Source organism: Embleya hyalina, from assembly GCF_003967355.1.
Classification (GTDB): Bacteria; Actinomycetota; Actinomycetes; order Streptomycetales; family Streptomycetaceae; genus Embleya; species Embleya hyalina.
In genome coordinates, this window is the sequence record NZ_BIFH01000036.1 from 896 (window position 1) to 21,040 (window position 20,145).

Sequence of the window (20,145 nt, forward strand, 5' to 3'; positions counted from 1 at the left end):
CCGGGAACGCGCGCCCGGCGGACCCAACTCGAGCGCCCTGTCTGCCGGCCGCTGCAGGTCGCTTTTTCGCCGAGCAAGACGTCGGTCTCGCCGAAGGCCCAAGCCTCGAAGCCCCCACCCCGGCGGCGGTTCACCACCGACCCGGGCCGGCCCCGGACCGGCCACCCGCAACCCAACGCCCAACGCCCGCCGAAGAGGACCCGGCCCACTCGGGAACGCGCGCCCGGCGGACCTGACCCGAGCGCCCTGTCTGCCGGCCGCTGCAGGTCGCTTTTTCGCCGAGCAAGACGTCGGTCTCGCCGAAGGCCCCAAGTCTCGGAGCCCCCGCCCCGGCGGCGGACCACCACCGACCCGGGCCGGCCCCGGACCGGCCACCCGAGACCCAAAACCCAACGCCCGCCGGAAACACCCCGACCTGTTCGGGAAGGGTGCTCGGCGGACTCGGCTTGGGTGACCGCTTGCCTTGTGGTTTCAGGGGTTTGGGTCGTTCGTCGGTTGGCCTGGTGACTTCGGTTGGGGTCGCTGCGGCCGCCGGAGGCGGAGGTTCGTGTGATCTTGTCCGTGGGGGTGCTGTGGTTCGGGGTTGTCGAGTCGCCGATCCACAAGGGTCGAGTTGTGCACAGTCTGGTTGCCCGTGTTCGGTCGGGAGGGGTGTCGGGCGCAGGCTCGATGCATGAACGACACCGATGGCTTCGACCGCACGCCCTACGTGGCCATGTCCCCGCAATCCGTCCTGCGGGTGCGCTCGCCCGCCGATCTGGTGGAGGCCGTGCCGTATCTGATCGGCGTGCGGCCCACCGACAGTGTGGTGCTGCTCGGGATCCTGCCGGGGGATCGGAGCCGGGTCGGGCCGGTGTTGCGGCACGATCTTCCCGCGCCGGCCGATTTCGCGAACGCCGCTCGGCACTTCGCGCGCCTGCTGGTGCGGACCGGAGCACGCGGGGTGGCGGTGGCGATATACGCGGACGGGGAGCGCGGCCGGGCGAGCGGGGCGGAGGTCGCCGGGACGTCGCGTGCGGCCGACGCGTCCGGTGGAGCGGGTGCTTCGGAGGCGTTGGGAGGAAGCGCGGCGGCAGGCGGGTCGGTTGCCCCGGAGGCATTGGGGGCGTTGGAGGCTCTGGGGGCCCCGGAAGCCCCCGAGGTCTCACCCGCTCCGGGGTTCTCCTCCGGGTCGCCACTCCAGGACTCCGGCCGTACCGACCGGCCGGCCCCCGATCCGGGCGCGCCCGGGTCGCGTTCCGGCTCCCTCGGCGGTTTGCCCGGGGCCGTTGGGCGGCTGCGGCCCCTGCATGACGCCATTGCGCGGGAGTGTGCGGCTCTCGGGGTGGAGGTTCGGGAGGCGGTTTGTGTCACCGCCGGGCGGTGGTGGTCATATGGGTGTGCCGATGTGCGGTGTTGTCCGGTGGAAGGCACGCCGCTGCGGACCGAGCGTAATTCGACCGTGGCCGCCACGGCGGTTTGGGCCGGGTTGCCCGAGCCGGCCTCGTTGGCCGATCTGGTGCGCCTGTTCCGGCCGCCGGAGTATGCGATGCGTGAGCGGATACTGCGTGCGTACACCGACGTGCGTGGCGATTCCGCGGGCTTCGAGCCGGGGCGCACGCTGATCGCGTTGGCGGGCCATCGGGTCCGGTTTCGGGCCGGTGATACCGAGATCGAGCCGGAGGAGGCGGCGCGGCTGGTGTTGGGGCTCGGCGACGCGCGGGTGCGCGACGAGGTGATGGCCTGGCATGGGGAGACGCCGGGTGAGGCCGACGACCGCACCTTGCTCGCGCTGTGGACCGTGCTCGCCCGTCGGGCCTTCGCGCCCGCGTCCGCGCCGCCGCTCACCCTCGCCGCGTGGGCGGCCTGGACGGCGCACGACGGCGTGCTGGCTCGGGTCGCGGTGACCGGGGCACTGCGTGCCGATCCCGGATACACCATGGCGCGGCTGCTGCACTCGGCGATCAACAGCCCGCTGAGCGCCGCCGAGGTGCGTCGGCGGATCTTCCGCGATGCCGTGACCAACCGGGCGCCATGAGCGTTGGGGGGCCGGGGGCCGGTTGTCGACCGCGGGGGTGCGGTGCGGCCCGACGCGTCGCCGCCGTCCGGGTGGACCGACGTGACCACGGCCCCGCGTGGGACCTGGGAGAAGGGGGAGGCGGGAGCGGTGACGGTGAGCACGATTCCACATCCGGTCGCGCACGACGCGCTCGTCTGCGTGGACGCGCCGGGCATGGTGATCAGCGGCCGCGACGGGCAACTGCGCGGCCAGGGCGTGGAGGGTATGTACCACGACGGGCGACGCACGCTCTCGCGCAACGTGCTGACGCTCGGCGGCATCGAGCCGGAGCCGCTGTCCGGGCACGTGGTCGCCGCGGGGACCGTGCGATACCTGGCGATGCGCCGATTCGCCGCGGACACCACGCCCGACCCGGCCCTGGTGGTCGAGCGCACCCGGTTCGCCGACGGCCGCGAGCGGATCGTGGTGCGCAACACCGGCCGCCGGCCGCTGAGCTTCCCGGTCGAGGTGGTGCTGGGCGCCGACCTGATCCCGCTCGACGCGCTGCGCGCCGGCTTCCGGCCGGCCGAACTGCCCGCCCGGGTCGCCGCGGCGGGCCTGGGCTGGAGCGCGCCGGACGGCATGTCCGTGCGCGCGGTGTCCGAGCCCGCACCGGACACCGCGCTCGCCGCCACCGCGACGCTGCGCTGGGACGTGGCGCTGGAGCCGGCCCGCTCGTGGGCGGTCGAACTGCGCGTGCTCGCCGAGCCGGTGCCCGGCCGGTCCGGCCCGCGCGCGGTCTCGGGCCGACCGCCGTGGAGCGAGCCGCGGGTGCGCTGCGACGACGTACGGGTGGCGGCCTGGGTCGATCAGGGCCTGCGCGATCTGCGGGCGCTGCTCGTGGTCCCCGATCCGGACCTGCCGACCGCGGTGCTGCCCGCCGTCGGCGCGCCCTGGCAACTCGCCCCCGCCGGGCGCGACGCGCTGTGGACGGCCCGGATGTCGCTGCCCCTGGGCACCCGCTTCGCGAGCGGCGTGCTGCGGTTGCTCGCGTCGCGCCAGGGGGTGCGGTCGCGACCGAGGGTCGGCGAGGAGGTCGGGCGCATCCCGCACACCCTGGGGCGGGGCGGCGAGCAGGTGCGCTACGACTGCGCGGGCTCGACCGCGCTGTTCGTCACGCTGCTCGGCGAGGCGTGGCGGTGGGGGCTGCCCGCCGCCGAGACCGCCGCGCTGCTGCCCGCGCTCGGCCGCGCGCTCGGCCATCTGACCCGGACGCTGGGCGAGCGGCCCGGCGACTTCGTACGACTGGGGCCCGCAGGGCCGGCGCCGTGCGAACTCCAGGCCCAGACCTACGAGGCCGCGCGGCACGGGGCGGCCCTCCTTGACGCGCACGACCTGCCGGGCGGGGCGGCGTTGCGCGAGCGCGCCGAGCAGTTGGCCGCGGCGTTTCGCCGGGCGTTCCGGGCCGAGGACGCGGCAGGGGAGTACTACGCGGCGGCGCTCGATCCCGGCGGTCGGCCGATCCCGGTGGCCTCGTCGGCGATGGGGCACCTGCCCGGCAGCGGCATCCTGGACGACACCGGCAGCGAGGCGGTGGCCCGCCGGCTGACCGCGCCCGACCTGGACTGCGGTTGGGGCCTGCGCGGCACCTCGGCCCGTACGCCCGGCTATCACCCGCTCGCCGTGCGCGGCGGGGTGGTGCGCACCCACGACACGTGCGTGGCGGTGGCCGGGCTGGCCGAGGCCGGCCATCCCCACGCCGCGCAGCGGTTGTTCGCCGGACTGCTCGACGCCGCGCCGTGGTTCCAGTACCGGCTGCCGGAGATGCACGCGGGCGAACAACGCGTCGAGGGCCACGCACCGGTGGCCCACCCGCTGGCCTGCCGCCCCCTCGCCCGCGCGGCCGGCGCGATCCTGCCGGTCCTGGTCGCCTTCGCCGGCATCCGCCCCGACGCCCCCACCGGCCGCGTCGTCGTGCGCCCGAGCGGCCCCTTGGACATCGGCGAACTCGAACTCCGCGACCTGCGCATCGCCGGCAACCCCTTCACGGTCCGGGTGAACCGCACCGGGCAACCCATCGTCGAAGAGGCCCCCGAGTCCCTCCAATTCTCCACATGACCAACCCTCGTCAGCACCCCGAATCCCCGCCCCCACCGCATCCCGCGCCACAGGCCCCGAGCGACGCCACGCCGTTGCCTCGTCCGATACGTCGTCCCGCCCGTCGGTGGGGCATCCGGGCGGCGGAACGTCGCTCCGCTTCGGGGCGCGTTCGGATGTTGTCCGAGGGGCCGGCGGGAAGGGTGGGGTTGCGGGTGGTTTTATCGTCAGCCAGACAGCTAGTGGCTTTCGGGCACTAGGATCGCTCCATGCCGCGCTCCGATACCTCGCTCTTCCCGCCCTTCGGAGTCACCGTGGATCTTGTCGTCCTCACGGTGCGCGAGCACGCTCTGAGTGCCCTGACCATTCGTCGGGGCGAGCCGCCGTTCCAGGGCGCCTGGGCGTTGCCCGGGGGATTCGTGCGGGAGGGGGAGGGGCTGGAGGCCGCCGCGGCGCGGGAGTTGGCCGAGGAGACCGGGCTGGATCGGCTGCCCGTGCACCTCGAACAACTCGCCACGTTCGGCGATCCCGGCCGGGATCCCCGGATGCGCGTGGTCAGTGTCGCCTATCTGGTCCTGGCCCCCGACCTGCCCGCGCCGCGCCCCGGCGGAGACGCGGCGGGTGCGCGTTGGTCCTCGGTCGGCGAACTGCTGGGCGACGGCGGTCGGCTCGCGTTCGACCACGCGCGGATCCTGGAGGACGGGGTCGAGCGGGCCCGGTCCAAGATCGAATACTCCTCCCTGGCCGCCGCGTTCTGCCCCGAGGAGTTCACCGTGGGCGAGCTGCGCCGGGTTTACGAGTCGGTGTGGGGGGTGGCACTGGACCCGCGCAACTTCCACCGCAAGGTGACCGGCACCCCCGACTTCCTCGTGCCCACCGGCGGCACCACCACGCGCCAGGGCGGTCGCCCCGCCCAACTGTTCCGTCGCGGATCCGCGGAGAAGCTCAACCCGCCGATGTTGCGCCCCGAGGCCTGATCGCCAAGCCCCGCCCGATCGCCAAGCCCTGATCGCGCGGCGCGACCGACCCGCGACACGCCGCGCCCGCCCCTGCCCCCGCCCGCACTCCCCGTCAGCCCTGTCCGCCCAAGTCCAGCGCGACCGCGTCATACGCGAGCTGGGCGTCTCGGCTGCGGTGGTGGACCAGTTGGGCGAGCAGGTCCAGCACCCTGGGCCGCAGCGCCCGCCAGTCGGCCGCGTCCTGCGGGTCGTGGGCCAGGCCCGCGAGCAGGTCGTCGAGGAGCAGGCCGAGTCGGGTGTGTTCGTCCCGCAGTCGCCACACCGTGGGTTCGAACCTGGGATCCGCGCGGCGCACCTCCTCGTAGAGCCCGTCGGGCCCCTCGGTGACCGCGACATGTTCGTACAGATCGGCCCGCAACTGCCGCAGCCCCGCGCACAGCGCGGCCATCCGGCGCGGGCCCACACGGTCGGCGACCAGACCGTCACGAACGATCAACAACGCGTCGTCGAGGTCGCTCCGCCTACGGCGGACGGCGTCCAGGACGCCCGGATCGGGAAGAGACATGCCGACCTCCAGAGACGTGCTCGGCGGTACTTCGATGGTCCTCCCGCACCCCGTGACCTGTCCAGGTTCGGGGGACTTTTCCCCAGCTCGCCGATACGTGGGCAAATGCCGAGAAAACTATGGTTTCGCCGGTATGTTGCCAAAGATCCAAAGATCTCCCACGCACGGGATGACCAGGAGCGATGGCGATGGCGATGATCCAGACACGTGCGCTGACCAAGAGATACGGCGGCATCGTGGCCGTCGACGACCTTTCCTTCGACGTGCCGCCGGGCAAGGTGACCGCCCTGCTCGGGCCCAACGGCGCGGGCAAGACGACCACGCTGCGGCTGATGCTCGACCTCGAACGCGGTGGCGGCGAGACGCGGTACGACGGCCGCCGCTATCGCCGACTGCATCGCCCCGGCACCGTGGTCGGCGCCTGCCTCGGCCCGGGCGCGGCCCACCCCGGCCGGCGTGTGCGGGCGCACCTGCGGATGCTCGCCGCGGCCGGGCGCATCCCGGCGCGTCGGGTGGACGAGGTGCTGGACCTGGTCGGCCTGACGCCCGTGGCCGGTGCCCGGGCCCGGGTGCTCTCGGCCGGCGCGCTCGGCCGGCTCGCGCTCGCCTCGGCGCTGCTCGGCGACCCGGACACGCTGATCCTGGACGAACCGGCCGCCGGTCTGGACCCGCAGGGGGTGCGATGGCTGCGCGACTTCCTGCGGGCCTATGCCGCCCAGGGCCGTACCGTCCTGGTCGCGGGGCACATCCTGGCCGAGACCGCGCGCTGCGCCGATCGGGTGCTGGTGATCAGCCGGGGTCGGCTGGTCGCGGACGAGTCGGCCGCCGACTTCCTGCGCCGAGGGGTGCGCACGGGGGTCGCGGTACGGACCCCGCAGGTGGCTCGGCTGTCCGCGCTGTTGCGGGCCGAGGGGGTACACACCACGCGTCCCGGGGGCACCACGCTCACCGCGATCGGTGCGGATCGGGCCCGGGTCGGCGAGATCGCCTTCCGCGGCGGCGTGCTGCTGCACGAGTTGACCGAACGCGAGCCGGGCGTGGGCGACGCGTTCGCCGACGCGATCACCCGCCGCCGCGAGCGGGCGGCCGTCACGACCGAACTGGCGCGGACCGAGCACCGCGCCGCCCACCCGCCCGAGCACCCCGCCGACGCGGTGTGCACCGAAACGGGTCACCGCGCCGAACCGACACGCGTGGACCGAGCGACGCGACGCCTCGCCGACCCGGTACAGACGGACGATTCGGCCCGGACGGACGACCTCGCCTGGACGGACGCCCCGGTCCGGAGCAACCCCCACCCGCACGACCCGGCACCCGCACTCGCACCTACGCCCGCACCTACGCCCGCCCCCGGATCGCCCGCCGGACACCGCGTCGAGACCACCCCGACGATGACGACGACGGATCACCTCACCGAAGCCCTCGCCGAGTCCGCCCTCGCCCGGTCGGCCCCCCGCTTCGACACCCCCACCCGCGTCGACCTTCCCCGGGCGGCCCTCGCCCCCGACCCCCGAGGCGCCGAACCGGCCCCGGAGGCCGCGCCCGAGGTACGCCCGCTCGACGAGCCGATCGTGGCGGTCGAACCGCTCGCCCCCGAGGCCCCGCCGGCCGCGCGTCCGCCGAGGCGTCGATTCGCCCGCACCTGGCGCTCCGCCGACCGCGCCCGACAGACCGACGAGGTGAGGAGCGCATGAGCGCGATCCGGTACGAACTCGTGCGAGCCCGGAGCCTGCGCGCCACCTGGTGGGGCGCGTCGGCGCTGATCGCGCTCGCCGCCGGGAGCACATGGGTGGCGGTCCGCCAGGCCGGGGCCGTGCCGATCGGCTCCGGCGAGGTGGCCAACCTGCTCACCGCGGGCCCCGGCCACACCCCCGTCCTGGTCCCGGCGATCATGCTCTCGATCGCGCTGGCGTGTGCGCGGGAGCAGCGTCGCGACGCGCTGCCGACGCTCTTCCTCGCCCTGCCGCGACGCAACCGGGTGTTCCTGGCCAAGGTCGTCGGCACCGCGCTCGCCGCCGCGCTGGTCGCGGTCCTGGCGGTGGGCGCCGATCTGGCCACGGCCCGCGCGGTGTTCGGTCCGACCTTCCCCGACCTCGCGGCGATCGACCCGCCGGCGCCGCGGATCCTGGTCGGCTTCGTCGGCTACGTGGTGCTCGCCGCCGTACTCGGCCTGGGTGTCGGGGTGTTGTCCCGTGGCGCGCCGCTGATCGCGGTCGCCGTCGCGGCGCTGCCCGCGGGCGCCGAACGGCTGATCGCGGCGGCCATTCGGGCCGGCGTTCCGCCCGAGCGGCGGGACCTGGTGCGTCACCTTCCGTTCCGCGCCGCCGACCGCATGCTCGTGGTCGGCGAGGGTGGCGGCGGATGGTCGACGCTGGTCGACGGCGCGGTTCTGGCCGGGCTCACGGGTGTGGTCGCCGTACTGGCGATGGTGACGTTCCGTCGTCGGCGGGCCTGAGGACGGGGCCGCTTCGTGGGGTTGTGCGGGCTTCACACTTTCGGACGATCGACCCGCAAGGTAGATCACCCTTTCGTGTGTTTTTCAGCCGGGAGCGGGTTTGCGGCTCAAGCCCGACCCGTTCGAGGCCGAGATGGAGAGCGTGAGTATCGCTGCCCATCAGACAATGACCCACGCCCCGGCGAGCGGCTCGGCCGACGCGTTCCGCGCCGGCGAGCCGGGCGCCGCCGGCACCGACCCGATGTCCCGCCGGCCGTACGTGTGGGACGGACCCGACCTCGAACCGGCCCGAGCCGTCCGCAAACCCGGCGTCGGCCGGGGGCGGGGCCTGCACGGCCAACTCGTCCAGCAGCTCGGCCAGATGATCGTCGCGGGCGAGGTGGGCGCCGAACGTCCGCTGGTGCCCGAGGAGATCGGCCAGCGCTTCGAGGTCTCCCGGACCGTGGTGCGCGAATCGCTCCGGGTCCTGGAGGCCAAGGGCCTGGTCAGCGCCCGGCCCAATGTCGGCACCCGGGTGCGCCCGGTGAGCGACTGGAACCTGCTCGACCCCGACGTGATCGAGTGGCGCGCGTGCGGCCCGCAGCGTGATTCGCAGCGTCGCGAACTGTTCGAGCTGCGCTGGGGGATCGAGCCGCTGGCCGCGCACATGGCCGCGTGCCGCAACCACCCGGAGATCGTCCGTCGGCTCGGCGACGTCGTGGAGATCATGCAGCGGGCGGTGGCCCAGCCCGATCCGCTGACCTTCAGCCGCGCCGACGCCGAGTTCCACGGCCTGCTGCTCCAGGTCGCCGGCAACCGCATGCTCGACCACCTCGCGAGCATCCTGGCCGCCGCCCTCCAGGTGTCCGGCGGGCATGTCGCCGGGTGCGAACACCTGTCGGAGGCGTCGGTCGCGCTGCACGCGCGCCTGGTCGACGCGGTCGCCGCCGGCGACGGGGAGTGCGCCGAGGCCGCCATGCGGTCGCTGCTCGCGGTACACCCCGAGGTGGACCGCCAGTTCCCCGCCCCCCGCGAGGGATGACCCGCGCCGCCGCTTCCCGGATACCGCGCATCGCCCCTTCGCCGACCCACCGCCCGGGGTCGACGGAGGGGCGCGCGTATGCCCCGGGTCCCGGTCCGCTTCCTCGCCCCGCGGCCTGCCCGCGGATCGACGACCGACCCCGACCCGCCCGCTTTCGCGCGGCAGTTCGCGAGGCGGTGCGCGACGTGGCACACGAGACGGGGAGAGTTCGGGGCAATCCTCCCGATGAGGCGGCTCGCGTGCGTACTCTCGATATCTGACTCGATCCGACTCGCCGGCCCGTGATTGCCAACAGGTGGGGTTGTGAGGCAATGAACGACGACAAGGGCGGAAGCGAGCGGCCCGCGGACATCGACGCGGCGTTGCTCGACACCTTGAGCACCCACGGATCCATGGCATTCGCCTTCTACGACCGACGGTTGCGCTGTCGGCGGGTCAGCGACGCGCTGGCCCGGATGCATCGGCGCGGCGCGGCCGACCTGCTCGGCAGCCGTCCCGGCGAGGTCTCCCCGGGCGCGCGGGGCCGGCGGATCGAGGCGGTGTTGTCCCGGGTGCTGGCCGACGGTCAACCCCTCGTCGAGCCGCACGCGACCGGCCCCGACGGCGCCGCGGACACCCCGGATCCCGTGGACACCGGCGACCCGGGCCGGTCGGAGCGGGCGGAAGGGCGCGAACGGGCCTACGAGGCACAGTGGTTGCCGGTTCCCGACCCCGCCGACCGGGACGCCCCCGCGGTCGGCGTGCTGCTGGTGGTGCGCGATGTCACCGAGCAGCGGCGCTGCGAGGAATTGCTGCGCGCCGGGCAGTGGCGCACCGCCGGGCTGCAGGCGATGACCGCGCGGATCGCCGGCACCCTGAGCGTGCCCGAGGTCGAGGACGCGGTCGGCGAACTCGGCGCCGGCATCGCCGCCGTGTGCTCGGAGGCCTACCTCCTGGACGAGAGCACCCCGGTGTACCCCTGGCCGAACGTGCCCGCGCAGCGCACCGTCGGCCGCCGCCGGGGCATGCCCGCGCACTGGCCGGCGGACCTGGTGGCGGCGGTCACCGACGGCGTGGCGCGGTACACCTGCGCCGACGGCCCCGGCGCCTCCCGGGCGATCCTGCCGCTGGTCGGCTCCGGCGCGCCGCTGGGCGTGCTGCGCTACACCTTCGACGACGGCCGGGCGTTCGGGTCGGACGACCGGATCTTCCTGGAGGCGTTCGCGGGGCAGTGCGCGCTCGCGGTCGAGCGGTCCCGGCTGTACGAGCGCGAACACCGCACCGCGGTCGCCCTGCAGCGCAGCCTGCTCCCGGATCGGTTACCCGCGGTGCCCGGGGTCGAGTTCGGCTTCCGCTACCTGCCGGGCGCGCCCGACTTCGAGGTCGGCGGCGACTGGTACGACGTGTTCCAACTGCCCGACGGGCGGGTGGCGATCGTGGTCGGCGACGTGATCGGCAAGGGGCTGACCGCGGCGGCCGGCATGGGCCGGGTGCGCTCGGCGCTGCGGGCGCTCGCCTTCACCGACCCCGAACCCGCCGCCGTACTCACCGGCCTGGACCGGTTGTTCACCGCCACCGAGGACGACGAGTCGCTGACCACCCTCGTCTACGCGGTGGTCGACCCCACCACCGGCCTGCTCGACCTCGCCGACGCGGGACACCTGCCGGTGGTGGTCGTCTCGGCCGACGGCAAGTCCCGACTGGTCGAGATCGGCGAGGAGTCCACGCCCCTGGGGGTGGCGGAACACCGCACCCAGCACACCGTGCGCCTCGACCCCGGCGACATCCTGATCGGCTTCTCCGACGGACTGGTGGAGACGCGCGGTCGCGGCATCGACGAGGGGCTGGACGACCTCGTCGAGATGGCCAGAGGGGCCAACGAGGGCCTGGAGCCGCTGTTGACGGCCATCCTCGACGGACTCATCGGCGACCGGGGCCGCGACGACGACGTGACCATCCTGGGGGTGCGGATCACCGGCGCCGATTGAGGCGCATCCCGCATACATCCCTCACACAGGGTGTGGCGCGCGCCGCAAGGGGGAATCGTGTGAGCTGCGCCACTGAAGGGGCGCGTAACACTTCTTCGCCTGGCCCGATGAGTACGAAGGTGGCAGCCGTTCGGGAATAGCAAAACAAGCCGAAGCGCTGACTCGAGTGCAACCGGTTTGCCGGAACCACGCGCTGTCCGCCCGAGTGTCGTTCGCTTGGCGGCGCCCGCCTGTTCACCAGGCCGTGACGCCGTCCAGATCGTCGAGAGGTTGTTTGTGTCGGCCAGCACATCCCGTTCGCTCCCGCCCGAGATCGCCGAATTCGTCAACGTGAAGTCGTTGATCGAGCGTGGTGAGGCCCAGGGGTACATCGCCAGCGACGAGGTGCGCCAGGCGTTCGAGGCCGACCAGATTCCGGCCACCCAGTGGAAGAACGTCCTGCGCAGCCTCAACCAGGTCCTCGACCAGGAGGGGGTGACCATCATGGTCAGTGCCGCGGACTCGGCGGCACCCAAGCGCAGTCGCAAGAGCGTGGCGGCGAAGAGCGCGGCCAAGCGCACCGCGACCAAGACCGTCGTCACCAACCGCGCGGCGGCCGCCCCCGTGCCGGCCGCCCCCGCGCCGGGCATCACGGCGCAACCGACCACGAGGGCCACGACACCCGACGAGAACGCCGCCCCGGCCCCGATCGCCGCCGCGCCGGCCGCCGCCGCGCCGCGCAAGGCCGCCGCGAAGAAGACCGCCGCCGGCGGCGGCGCCAAGAAGGCCGCGCCGAAGAAGGTCGCCGCCAAGAAGACGGCCGGCAAGGCCGGCGAAGCCGAGCCGGACGCCGAGGAGTTGCCCGACGAGCCCGACATGGTCGTCGAGGACGCGGTGCCCGACGAGCCGGAGAGCAAGGGCTTCATTCTCTCCGACGACGAGGACGACGCGCCGGCCCAGCAGGTCGCCGCCGCGGGCGCCACCGCCGACCCGGTCAAGGACTACCTCAAGCAGATCGGCAAGGTCCCGCTGCTCAACGCCGAGCAGGAGGTCAACCTCGCCAAGCGGATCGAGGCCGGCCTGTTCGCCGAGGACAAGCTGGGCTCCGGCGAGAAGTTGCAACCCAAGCTCCGGATGGAACTGGAGATCATCGCCGAGGACGGCCGGCGGGCGAAGAACCACCTCCTCGAGGCCAACCTCCGGCTGGTGGTCTCGCTGGCCAAGCGCTACACCGGCCGCGGCATGCTCTTCCTGGACCTGATCCAGGAGGGCAACCTGGGTCTGATCCGCGCGGTGGAGAAGTTCGACTACACCAAGGGCTACAAGTTCTCCACCTACGCCACGTGGTGGATCCGGCAGGCGATCACCCGGGCCATGGCCGACCAGGCGCGGACCATCCGCATCCCGGTCCACATGGTCGAGGTGATCAACAAGCTCGCCCGCGTGCAGCGCCAGATGCTCCAGGACCTGGGCCGCGAGCCCACCCCGGAGGAGCTGGCCAAGGAACTCGACATGACCCCCGAGAAGGTCATCGAGGTGCAGAAGTACGGGCGCGAGCCGATCTCGCTGCACACCCCCCTCGGCGAGGACGGGGACAGCGAGTTCGGTGACCTGATCGAGGACTCCGAGGCGGTCGTGCCCGCCGACGCGGTCAGCTTCACCCTGCTCCAGGAGCAGCTGCACTCGGTGCTCGACACGCTCTCCGAGCGCGAGGCGGGTGTGGTGTCGATGCGCTTCGGGCTCACCGACGGTCAGCCCAAGACGCTGGACGAGATCGGCAAGGTCTACGGGGTGACGCGCGAGCGCATCCGGCAGATCGAGTCGAAGACGATGTCCAAGCTGCGCCACCCGTCCCGCTCCCAGGTGCTGCGCGACTACCTCGACTGACCCGACCGACGGACCGGGCCCCGGATACACCATCCGGGGCCTTCGTGTGTGCGGACGCGAATCAGTCACCCGTTCGCCGGGGCGAAGGGTTCCCGATCGTCACGCCTGGGCACCGGAGACTACCTGACGGTAGCCGGCGAGAGGTTCCCCATGATGGTGCGAGCGCCCGAGCGGAACGAACGCAGCAGTTTCCGGCGGTACACACGAGGATCGACGGCCGCGTTGGCCGCGATCGTGGTTGCGGCAGTCCTGACGGGGGCCGCGCCTTCCGCGCCCGCCGGGCCCCCGCGCGGCGTGGTCGGCGGGTCGCCCGCCGACACCGCGACCTATCCGTGGGCGGTGGCCCTCTCCAGTCGTGCCGAGTACGGCTCCGCGCGATCGGGGCAGTTCTGCGGCGGCACGCTGATCGCACCCACGAAGGTGCTGACCGCCGCGCACTGCATGTTCGATCAGAACGGACAACGCGACGATCGCCCGGATCTCAAGGTGATCCAGGGTCGGACGGATCTGCGCACCACCGCGGGCCGCGAGGTGGCGGTCGGTTCGGTGTACGTGAACCCGGGTTTCGACGCCGGCCGGATCTCCGGCGACTGGGCGGTGCTGACCCTCGAAGAGCCGCTGAGCACGGCCGGCGCGTCGCTGGTCGGCGCGGACGAGGACGTGTACGCCGCCGACACCCCGTCGACGGTGGTCGGCTGGGGTGACACCACGGGACGGGGCGACTACTCCCCGACGCTGCGGCAGGTCACCGTGCCGCTGGTGTCCGACGCCGCGTGCGCCACCGCGTATCCGGGCGGGCGGTACGGCACCTACGACGCCGCGTCGATGGTGTGCGCGGGGGAGAAGCGAGGCGGCAAGGACGCGTGCAGCGCGGACAGCGGCGGACCACTGCTGGTCGGCGGCCGGGTCGCCGGGATCGTGTCCTGGGGCGACGGATGTGCGCTGGCCGGCAAGCCGGGCGTGTACACCCGGGTCGCCGCGTTCGTCCGAGACATCCGGGATGCCGCCGGATTGTGAGGGATATCACGCACGTTTCGGACCCGAACGACCGTTCCTGAAGCGGGCGGGTGCGCAGGGACAGACGCCGATGGCGGCCACCTCGGTGGCCGCCATCGGCGCGATGTCTGCTCGTCGGGATCTCAGAGGGTCGGCTGTCTGGTCAGTTGTCGTCGTCCGGTGCGGTAACGGGGACCGCCGTGAGGCGGTCGGTCTCGTCCTGTATCTCCACGGCCACCTTCCGAAGTTCCGGCTCGAACTTGCGGGCGTGGTGCGCACAGAACAGCAGTTCGCCGCCGCTGGAAAGGACAACCCGAAGGTATGCCTGGGCGCCGCACCGATCACAACGGTCGGCGGCCGTCAACGGACTGGCGGGTGTCAGAACCGAATTCACGTCGCCTCTTCTCTACTCGACGAAGCCTTCATCGATGTCCAACATCAAATCAGCCTCGAACGTTCCCGGGGTGATCGTGTCATGTTCAACAGCTTCTCGGCACACCCCTTTTGCAACTCGTTCCTTGTGCATAGGACGTGCCCTGTGCGCGTACGGTTCATGCCGGCCACCCGATCGGGTGGTCGAAGATGTGTTCGGATGCCGGCTAGTATGCGGCGGCGAGCCGTCGCCGGGCTGTCTTCCGGCCCCGGTAGCCTTGCTCTCCGGCGCGACGAGGGTGATCACCGGGCCCACTTCCGTGGGTTCGACACATCGCGAACGCGCCGTACGGATCGACGCGTACGCGGCGATCCGACTACTCGACTACATGCGAGGAGTTGCACCGCGTGACCGCCCAGACGACCGCGCAGTCCACCGCGCTCCTGGCGGGCGAGCCCGACCACTCGAACTACACCGCACGGCACCTCCTCGTCCTCGAGGGTCTGGACGCGGTCCGCAAGCGCCCCGGCATGTACATCGGCTCCACCGACAGTCGGGGCCTGATGCACTGTCTGTGGGAGATCATCGACAACTCGGTCGACGAGGCCCTCGGGGGCTTCGGCGACCGGATCGAGGTGTTCCTGCACGCGGACGGCTCGGTGGAGGTTCGGGACAACGGTCGCGGCATTCCCGTCGACGTGGAGCCCAAGACCGGCCTGTCCGGTGTCGAGGTCGTCATGACCAAGCTGCATGCCGGGGGCAAGTTCGGCGGCGGCTCCTATGCCGCGTCCGGCGGCCTGCACGGCGTCGGCGCGTCGGTGGTGAACGCCCTGTCCGCCCGACTCGACGTCGAGGTGGACCGCGGCGGACACACCCACGCCATCTCGTTCCGCCGCGGCGTGCCCGGCGAGTTCGCCACGCTCGGTGCCGACGCTCCGTTCAGCAGTGGTAACGGACTGCGCCGGATCAAGAAGGTCGCCAAGGCCAAGAGCGGGACCCGGATCCGCTACTGGGCGGACCGGCAGATCTTCCTCAAGGACGCCGCCCTCGACCTCGAACTGCTGCACGCGCGGGCCCGGCAGACCGCGTTCCTGGTGCCCGGACTGACCCTTGTTGTTCGCGACGAGCGTAATGGGGCGAATCAGGGCGAAGTAGACGAACAGCTCTTTCACTACTCCGGCGGGATCAGCGAGTTCTGCGAGTACCTCGCTCCCGACCGCGCGCTCTGCGACGTGTTGCGCTTCACCGGCTCCGGCACGTTCAAGGAAACCGTGCCCGTGCTCGACGAGCAGGGACACATGGTGCCCACCGAGGTCCAGCGCGAGTTGGGCGTCGACGTGGCGCTGCGCTGGGGTACCGGCTACGACTCGACCCTGCGCTCGTTCGTGAACATCATCGCCACCCCCAAGGGCGGCACCCACGTCGCCGGGTTCGACCAGGCGCTGCGACGCACGGTCAACGACGCGCTGCGCTCGGCGAAACTGCTGCGCGTGGCCGAGGACGACATCACCAAGGACGACGCCACCGAGGGGCTGACCGCCGTGGTCACCGTTCGGTTGGCCGAGCCGCAGTTCGAGGGGCAGACCAAGGAGGTGCTGGGCACCTCGGCCGCCGCGCGGATCGTGCAGAACGTGGTGTCCAAGGAACTCAAGGCGTTCCTGACCTCCACCGGGCGCGACCACAAGGCGCAGGCGCGCGCCGTCCTGGAGAAGGTCGTCTCGGCGGCCCGCACCCGGATCGCCGCGCGGCAGCACAAGGAGGCCCAGCGTCGCAAGACGGCCCTGGAGACCTCGGCGCTGCCCGCCAAGCTGGCCGACTGCCGCAGCGACGACGTCGACCGCAGCGAGTTGTTCATCGTCGAGGGCGACTCCGCGCTCGGCACCGCCAAGCTCGCCCGCAACTCGGAGTTCCAGGCCCTGCTGCCGATTCGGGGCAAGATCCTGAACGTGCAGAAGGCGTCCGTGTCGGACATGCTCAAGAACGCCGAGTGCGCCGCGATCATCCAGGTGATAGGGGCCGGCTCGGGGCGCACCTTCGACATCGACCAGGCCCGCTACGGCAAGATCATCTTCATGGCCGACGCCGATGTCGACGGCTCGCACATCCGCTGCCTGCTGCTGACCCTGTTCCAGCGCTACATGCGCCCGATGGTCGAGGCCGGTCGGGTGTTCGCCGCGGTCCCGCCGCTGCACCGGATCGAGTTGTCCCGGCCGAAGAAGGGCCAGGACAAGTACGTCTACACCTACTCCGACGGCGAACTCCGGCGCACGCTGCTCGAATTCGAGCGCAAGGGCGTGGCCTGGAAGGACCCGGTCCAGCGCTACAAGGGCCTGGGCGAGATGGACGCCGATCAGCTCGCGGAGACCACGGTCGACCCCCGGCACCGCACCCTGCGTCGGATCAACCTCGGCGATCTGGAGGCGGCGGAGCGGGTGTTCGACCTGCTGATGGGCAACGAGGTCGCGCCGCGCAAGGAGTTCATCACCAACTCCGCGTCGCTGCTCGACCGGTCGCGCATCGACGTCTGATCGAGGGCCCGCGGACCGGGGATCCCGGTCCGCGGCGCCTCGACGCACACACGCCGGGCCCGGTGGGATTCGTCCCACCGGGCCCGGCTCTTTCATGATCAGGACATCCGGGCCAAACAATCCGTATATCTGCGATAGAAGGACGAATGTCACTCATTGGCGTGTGACCGACCGGTTTCCCGTATCGGGAGAGCTCGACTTCTCGTTGGCCAGACGATTCCACGACGCATGGCGGAGCCAGGAGTGCGGCCGTGCCGGTGATTCATCCGTACAGGTGAATCGCGCAGAACCTGGCCGTGCGGCCCGCGCCCGCTGACCATGCTGAACACCAGTCCCATCGAACGCCTGTGTCGGCGCTCGGACCGGGAGGCATCGCGCGGTTCGGCGATCGACGAGGAGAGCTACGGTGACGACCAGTTCGTACCGACCCACACCCACCCTGGGTGTGCCGTTCGGCGACCCGGAGCCGGATCCGCGGGCGGAGATCTACCTGCGCGTGCAGGCGAGCCCCGAGTTCCAGGAGATTCGGCGCCGCTACCGCGACTTCGTCTTCCCGATGTCGCTGGCCTTCCTCGCCTGGTACCTGCTCTACGTGTTCGCGTCCACGTTCGCGCGGCACTTCATGGCGCACCGCATCCTGGGCGCGTTCAACGTCGCGCTGGCGTTCGGGCTGCTCCAGTTCGCGAGCACGTTCCTGATCACGTGGGCGTACGCGCGCAACGCGCGGGCCAAGCGCGACCGCGCGGCGCTGAACCTGCGCTGGGAGACCCAGGAGATGTTCCGATGACCGGCCCGCACCTGGCGGTCGCCGCCGGCCATCGCGGCCTGACCGGCCTGCTGTTCGTGGTCCTCGTGCTGATCACCCTCGGCATCACCGTGTGGGCCAGCCGCAACAGCCGCACGGCCAACGACTTCTACGCCGGCGGGCGGGAGTTCTCCGCCGCGCAGAACGGGCTCGCGATCGCGGGCGACTACATGTCGGCGGCGTCCTTCCTGGGTATCGCCGGGCTGATCGCGCTGTTCGGCTACGACGGCTTCCTGTACTCGATCGGCTTCCTGGTCGCGTGGCTGGTCGTGCTCATGCTCGTGGCCGAACTCGTGCGCAACTGCGGTCGGTTCACCATGGCCGACGTGGTGGCGTTCCGGATGAGCCGCAAGCCGGTGCGCACCGCCGCCGGCGCCGCGACGATCGTGGTCTCGATCTTCTACCTGATCGCCCAGATGGTCGGCGCGGGCACGCTGGTGGCGCTGCTGCTCGGCGACACCGGCGGCTCGGCACAGACCTGGACGATCGTCGGGGTCGGCGCGCTGATGGTGGTCTATGTGACCTTCGGCGGGATGAAGGGCACCACCTGGATCCAGATCGTCAAGGCCGTGCTGCTGCTCGGCGGCGCGATCCTGATGACCCTGCTGGTCCTGTGGCGTTTCCACTTCGATCTCGACGAGTTGCTGCACACCGCCGCGCACACCAGCGGCCACGGGCAGCAGTTCCTCGAGCCGGGCCTGAAGTACGGGAAGAACCTGACCAGTCGGCTGGACTTCATCAGCCTGGCGATCGCCCTGGTGCTCGGCACCGCGGGGCTGCCGCACATCCTGGTGCGGTTCTACACGGTGCCCACCGCGCGGGCCGCGCGGCACTCGGTGATGTGGGCGATCGGGCTGATCGGCACGTTCTACCTGCTCACCATCGTGCTCGGGTTCGGCGCGGCGGCGGTGCTCGGCTCGGACCGGATCCGCAAGTCGAACGCGGCGGGCAACACCGCGCTGCCGCTGCTCGCGGAGGAACTGGGCGGCGGGCCGGACACGTTCGGCGGCGTGGTGTTGCTCGCGGTGATCGCGGCGGTGGCGTTCGCGACCATCCTGGCGGTGGTGGCCGGGTTGACCCTGGCCTCCTCGGCGTCGTTCGCGCACGACCTGTACACGAACGTGATCCGCAAGGAGGCGACCGACGAGAAGAGCGAACTGCGGGCGGCACGGCTGTCCGCGATCGTGATCGGCGGGATCGCGATCGGGCTGAGCCTGTCCGCGCAGAAGCTCAACGTCGCCTTCCTGGTCGCGCTCGCCTTCGCGGTGGCCGCCTCGGCGAATCTGCCCACGTTGCTCTACACGCTGTTCTGGCGGCGGTTCAACACCAACGGCACGGTGTGGGCGATCTACGGCGGGCTCGGTTCGGCGCTGGTGCTCGTGCTGTTCTCGCCGGTGGTCTCCGGGGGCACGACGCCGCTGGTGACCGGCGTCGATTTCCACTGGTTCCCGCTGGAGAACCCGGGGATCGTGTCCATCCCGATCGGGTTCCTGTGCGGCTGGATCGGCACGTTGCGCTCGGACGAGGAGGCGGACGCGGCGAAGTACGCCGAGATGGAGGTGCGTTCGCTGACCGGGGCGGGCGCCTACTGACGCGAGGCCGCCGCCACCCTGGCCCGCATGCTGGTCGGGAGGCCGCCGCCCTTGCCGCAGCTCTCCGGCCGGGCCGGGGCCTCCTCGCGCGGGTTCACCACGACGGTCCAGCGGCGCCCGTCGACGTGGTGGACGAGCACGGTCCACCCGCCGTCGTCCTCGGCCCGCTCGTCGTGCACCGACAGGGCGTCGGCCCGACGCTCGCCGCACTCCTCCCGGACCGCGAGCTCGGCGGCCTGGCCGGCCCGGGACCAGGTGGCCCGGCCCCGGCAGTGCTCCGGCGCGATCTCGCCGCGGTGTGCGGCGGTGAGCACGGCGCCGGCCGCGATGGGGTCCAGGCGGCCGTACAGGTAGCCCTGGGGCAGCACCACGGCGGTCGGGGCGAATCGGTGCCCGCCCAGGTGGGTGGCCTCCCACGTGGCCTCCGGGAAGCTCGTGGCGAGCGCCGCGGCCAGTGGGCGGCCCTCGACCGCACAGCAGCGGTCGCGCTTGCCGTTCGTGCAGACCAGCATCAGCGGCTCGGCGACCGGTTCGCCCACCGAGGGCTCGACCGGTCCGGCGAGCGCGCCGAGGTCGTGGGCGAGCAGCTCGGCGACGTCGCTCACGCGCAGTCGGCGCAACCAGGTCGCGCCCGGCTCGGTCCAGGCCAGGAACACCGTGCGCGGCGTGTCGGACTCGGCCGGCTCCGCCTCGGCCCGCGCGCCGCCCTCGTCGGGCCTGCGGATCAGCGTCGCGCGAAAGCCCGCCCGCGCCGCGCGCGCCTCCAGTTCGCGACCCACGCCGTCGGCCAGGCCCCGGCTGTCCACCAGCGCCTTCGCCGCCCACGGCCCGGGATGCTCGATCAGCAACCATCCGCGCGTGGTGGGAGCGGTGCCGGCCATCGGCTCGGCCAGTTCGTGCGAGAGAAAGACGCAGGTTTCCACGACCGTGCACGGTACAGCCG

At 72.2% G+C, this 20,145-nt stretch carries 15 protein-coding genes; 12 read left to right on the forward strand and 3 right to left on the reverse strand.

Going from position 1 to position 20,145, the window contains the following annotated elements:
* The first annotated feature begins 673 nt into the window (after positions 1-673).
* The 3 genes from EMA17_RS37685 to EMA17_RS37695 all read left to right on the forward strand — a co-directional run bounded on the left by EMA17_RS37685 (position 674) and on the right by EMA17_RS37695 (position 5,052).
* Positions 674-2,017 (forward strand): DUF4192 domain-containing protein, encoded by a 1,344-nt coding sequence (locus EMA17_RS37685; RefSeq protein WP_126641716.1) that lies wholly within the window; start codon positions 674-676, stop codon positions 2,015-2,017.
* An 81-nt stretch (positions 2,018-2,098) separates the two neighbouring features.
* Complete coding sequence (locus tag EMA17_RS37690) at positions 2,099-4,096, forward strand: amylo-alpha-1,6-glucosidase (protein WP_126641717.1); 1,998 nt, start codon at positions 2,099-2,101, stop codon at positions 4,094-4,096.
* Between the two features lie 248 nt (positions 4,097-4,344).
* Positions 4,345-5,052, forward strand: a complete 708-nt coding sequence (locus EMA17_RS37695) for an NUDIX hydrolase (RefSeq protein WP_126641718.1) — start codon at positions 4,345-4,347, stop codon at positions 5,050-5,052.
* 94 nt (positions 5,053-5,146) lie between these two features.
* On the opposite strand, the gene EMA17_RS37700 is transcribed toward EMA17_RS37695, so the two are convergent.
* Positions 5,147-5,599 carry a hypothetical protein gene (locus tag EMA17_RS37700; RefSeq protein WP_126641719.1) on the reverse strand — a complete coding sequence of 151 codons (453 nt, stop codon included), beginning with the start codon at positions 5,597-5,599 and terminating at the stop codon, positions 5,147-5,149.
* 188 nt (positions 5,600-5,787) lie between these two features.
* Here EMA17_RS37700 and EMA17_RS53460 point away from each other — a divergent pair, with 188 nt between their 5' ends.
* The 6 genes from EMA17_RS53460 (at position 5,788) to EMA17_RS37730 (ending at position 13,925) form a co-directional block, all read left to right on the forward strand.
* Positions 5,788-7,293, forward strand: coding sequence for an ABC transporter ATP-binding protein (locus EMA17_RS53460; protein WP_218043202.1), 1,506 nt, complete (start codon positions 5,788-5,790; stop codon positions 7,291-7,293).
* A complete protein-coding gene (locus EMA17_RS37710) occupies positions 7,290-8,054 on the forward strand; it encodes a hypothetical protein (protein WP_126641720.1) in 765 nt (254 codons plus the stop codon). Before EMA17_RS53460 ends, EMA17_RS37710 begins: the two co-directional genes overlap by 4 nt.
* A 166-nt stretch (positions 8,055-8,220) precedes the next feature.
* The gene (locus EMA17_RS37715) at positions 8,221-9,075 is read left to right on the forward strand and encodes a FadR/GntR family transcriptional regulator (protein ID WP_246127161.1); all 855 of its coding nucleotides are present in this window, start codon (positions 8,221-8,223) and stop codon (positions 9,073-9,075) included.
* A 311-nt stretch (positions 9,076-9,386) separates the two neighbouring features.
* Complete coding sequence (locus EMA17_RS37720) at positions 9,387-11,042, forward strand: SpoIIE family protein phosphatase (protein WP_126641721.1); 1,656 nt, start codon at positions 9,387-9,389, stop codon at positions 11,040-11,042.
* A 276-nt stretch (positions 11,043-11,318) separates the two neighbouring features.
* Positions 11,319-12,908, forward strand: coding sequence for an RNA polymerase sigma factor (locus EMA17_RS37725; protein WP_443093129.1), 1,590 nt, complete (start codon positions 11,319-11,321; stop codon positions 12,906-12,908).
* Positions 12,909-13,130: 222 nt separating this feature from the next.
* Entirely contained in the window at positions 13,131-13,925 is a 795-nt protein-coding gene (locus EMA17_RS37730) for a S1 family peptidase (RefSeq protein WP_246127162.1), read from the forward strand.
* Positions 13,926-14,067: 142 nt separating this feature from the next.
* On the opposite strand, the gene EMA17_RS37735 is transcribed toward EMA17_RS37730, so the two are convergent.
* Positions 14,068-14,298, reverse strand: coding sequence for a DUF7455 domain-containing protein (locus EMA17_RS37735; RefSeq protein ID WP_020555816.1), 231 nt, complete (start codon positions 14,296-14,298; stop codon positions 14,068-14,070).
* A gap of 386 nt (positions 14,299-14,684) precedes the next feature.
* Here EMA17_RS37735 and EMA17_RS37740 point away from each other — a divergent pair, with 386 nt between their 5' ends.
* From EMA17_RS37740 to EMA17_RS37750, 3 genes are all read left to right on the forward strand, one after another.
* Complete coding sequence (locus tag EMA17_RS37740; protein ID WP_126641723.1) at positions 14,685-16,805, forward strand: DNA gyrase/topoisomerase IV subunit B; 2,121 nt, start codon at positions 14,685-14,687, stop codon at positions 16,803-16,805.
* Positions 16,806-17,211: 406 nt separating this feature from the next.
* Entirely contained in the window at positions 17,212-17,592 is a 381-nt protein-coding gene (locus EMA17_RS37745) for a DUF485 domain-containing protein (protein ID WP_246127163.1), read from the forward strand.
* Positions 17,589-19,202, forward strand: coding sequence for a monocarboxylic acid transporter (locus EMA17_RS37750; RefSeq protein WP_126641724.1), 1,614 nt, complete (start codon positions 17,589-17,591; stop codon positions 19,200-19,202). The genes EMA17_RS37745 and EMA17_RS37750 overlap by 4 nt, the downstream gene beginning before the upstream one ends.
* Here EMA17_RS37750 and EMA17_RS37755 read toward each other — a convergent pair.
* Entirely contained in the window at positions 19,196-20,125 is a 930-nt protein-coding gene (locus EMA17_RS37755; RefSeq protein WP_126641725.1) for a ferredoxin family protein, read from the reverse strand. The genes EMA17_RS37750 and EMA17_RS37755 overlap by 7 nt on opposite strands.
* Between the last annotated feature and the right edge of the window lie 20 nt (positions 20,126-20,145).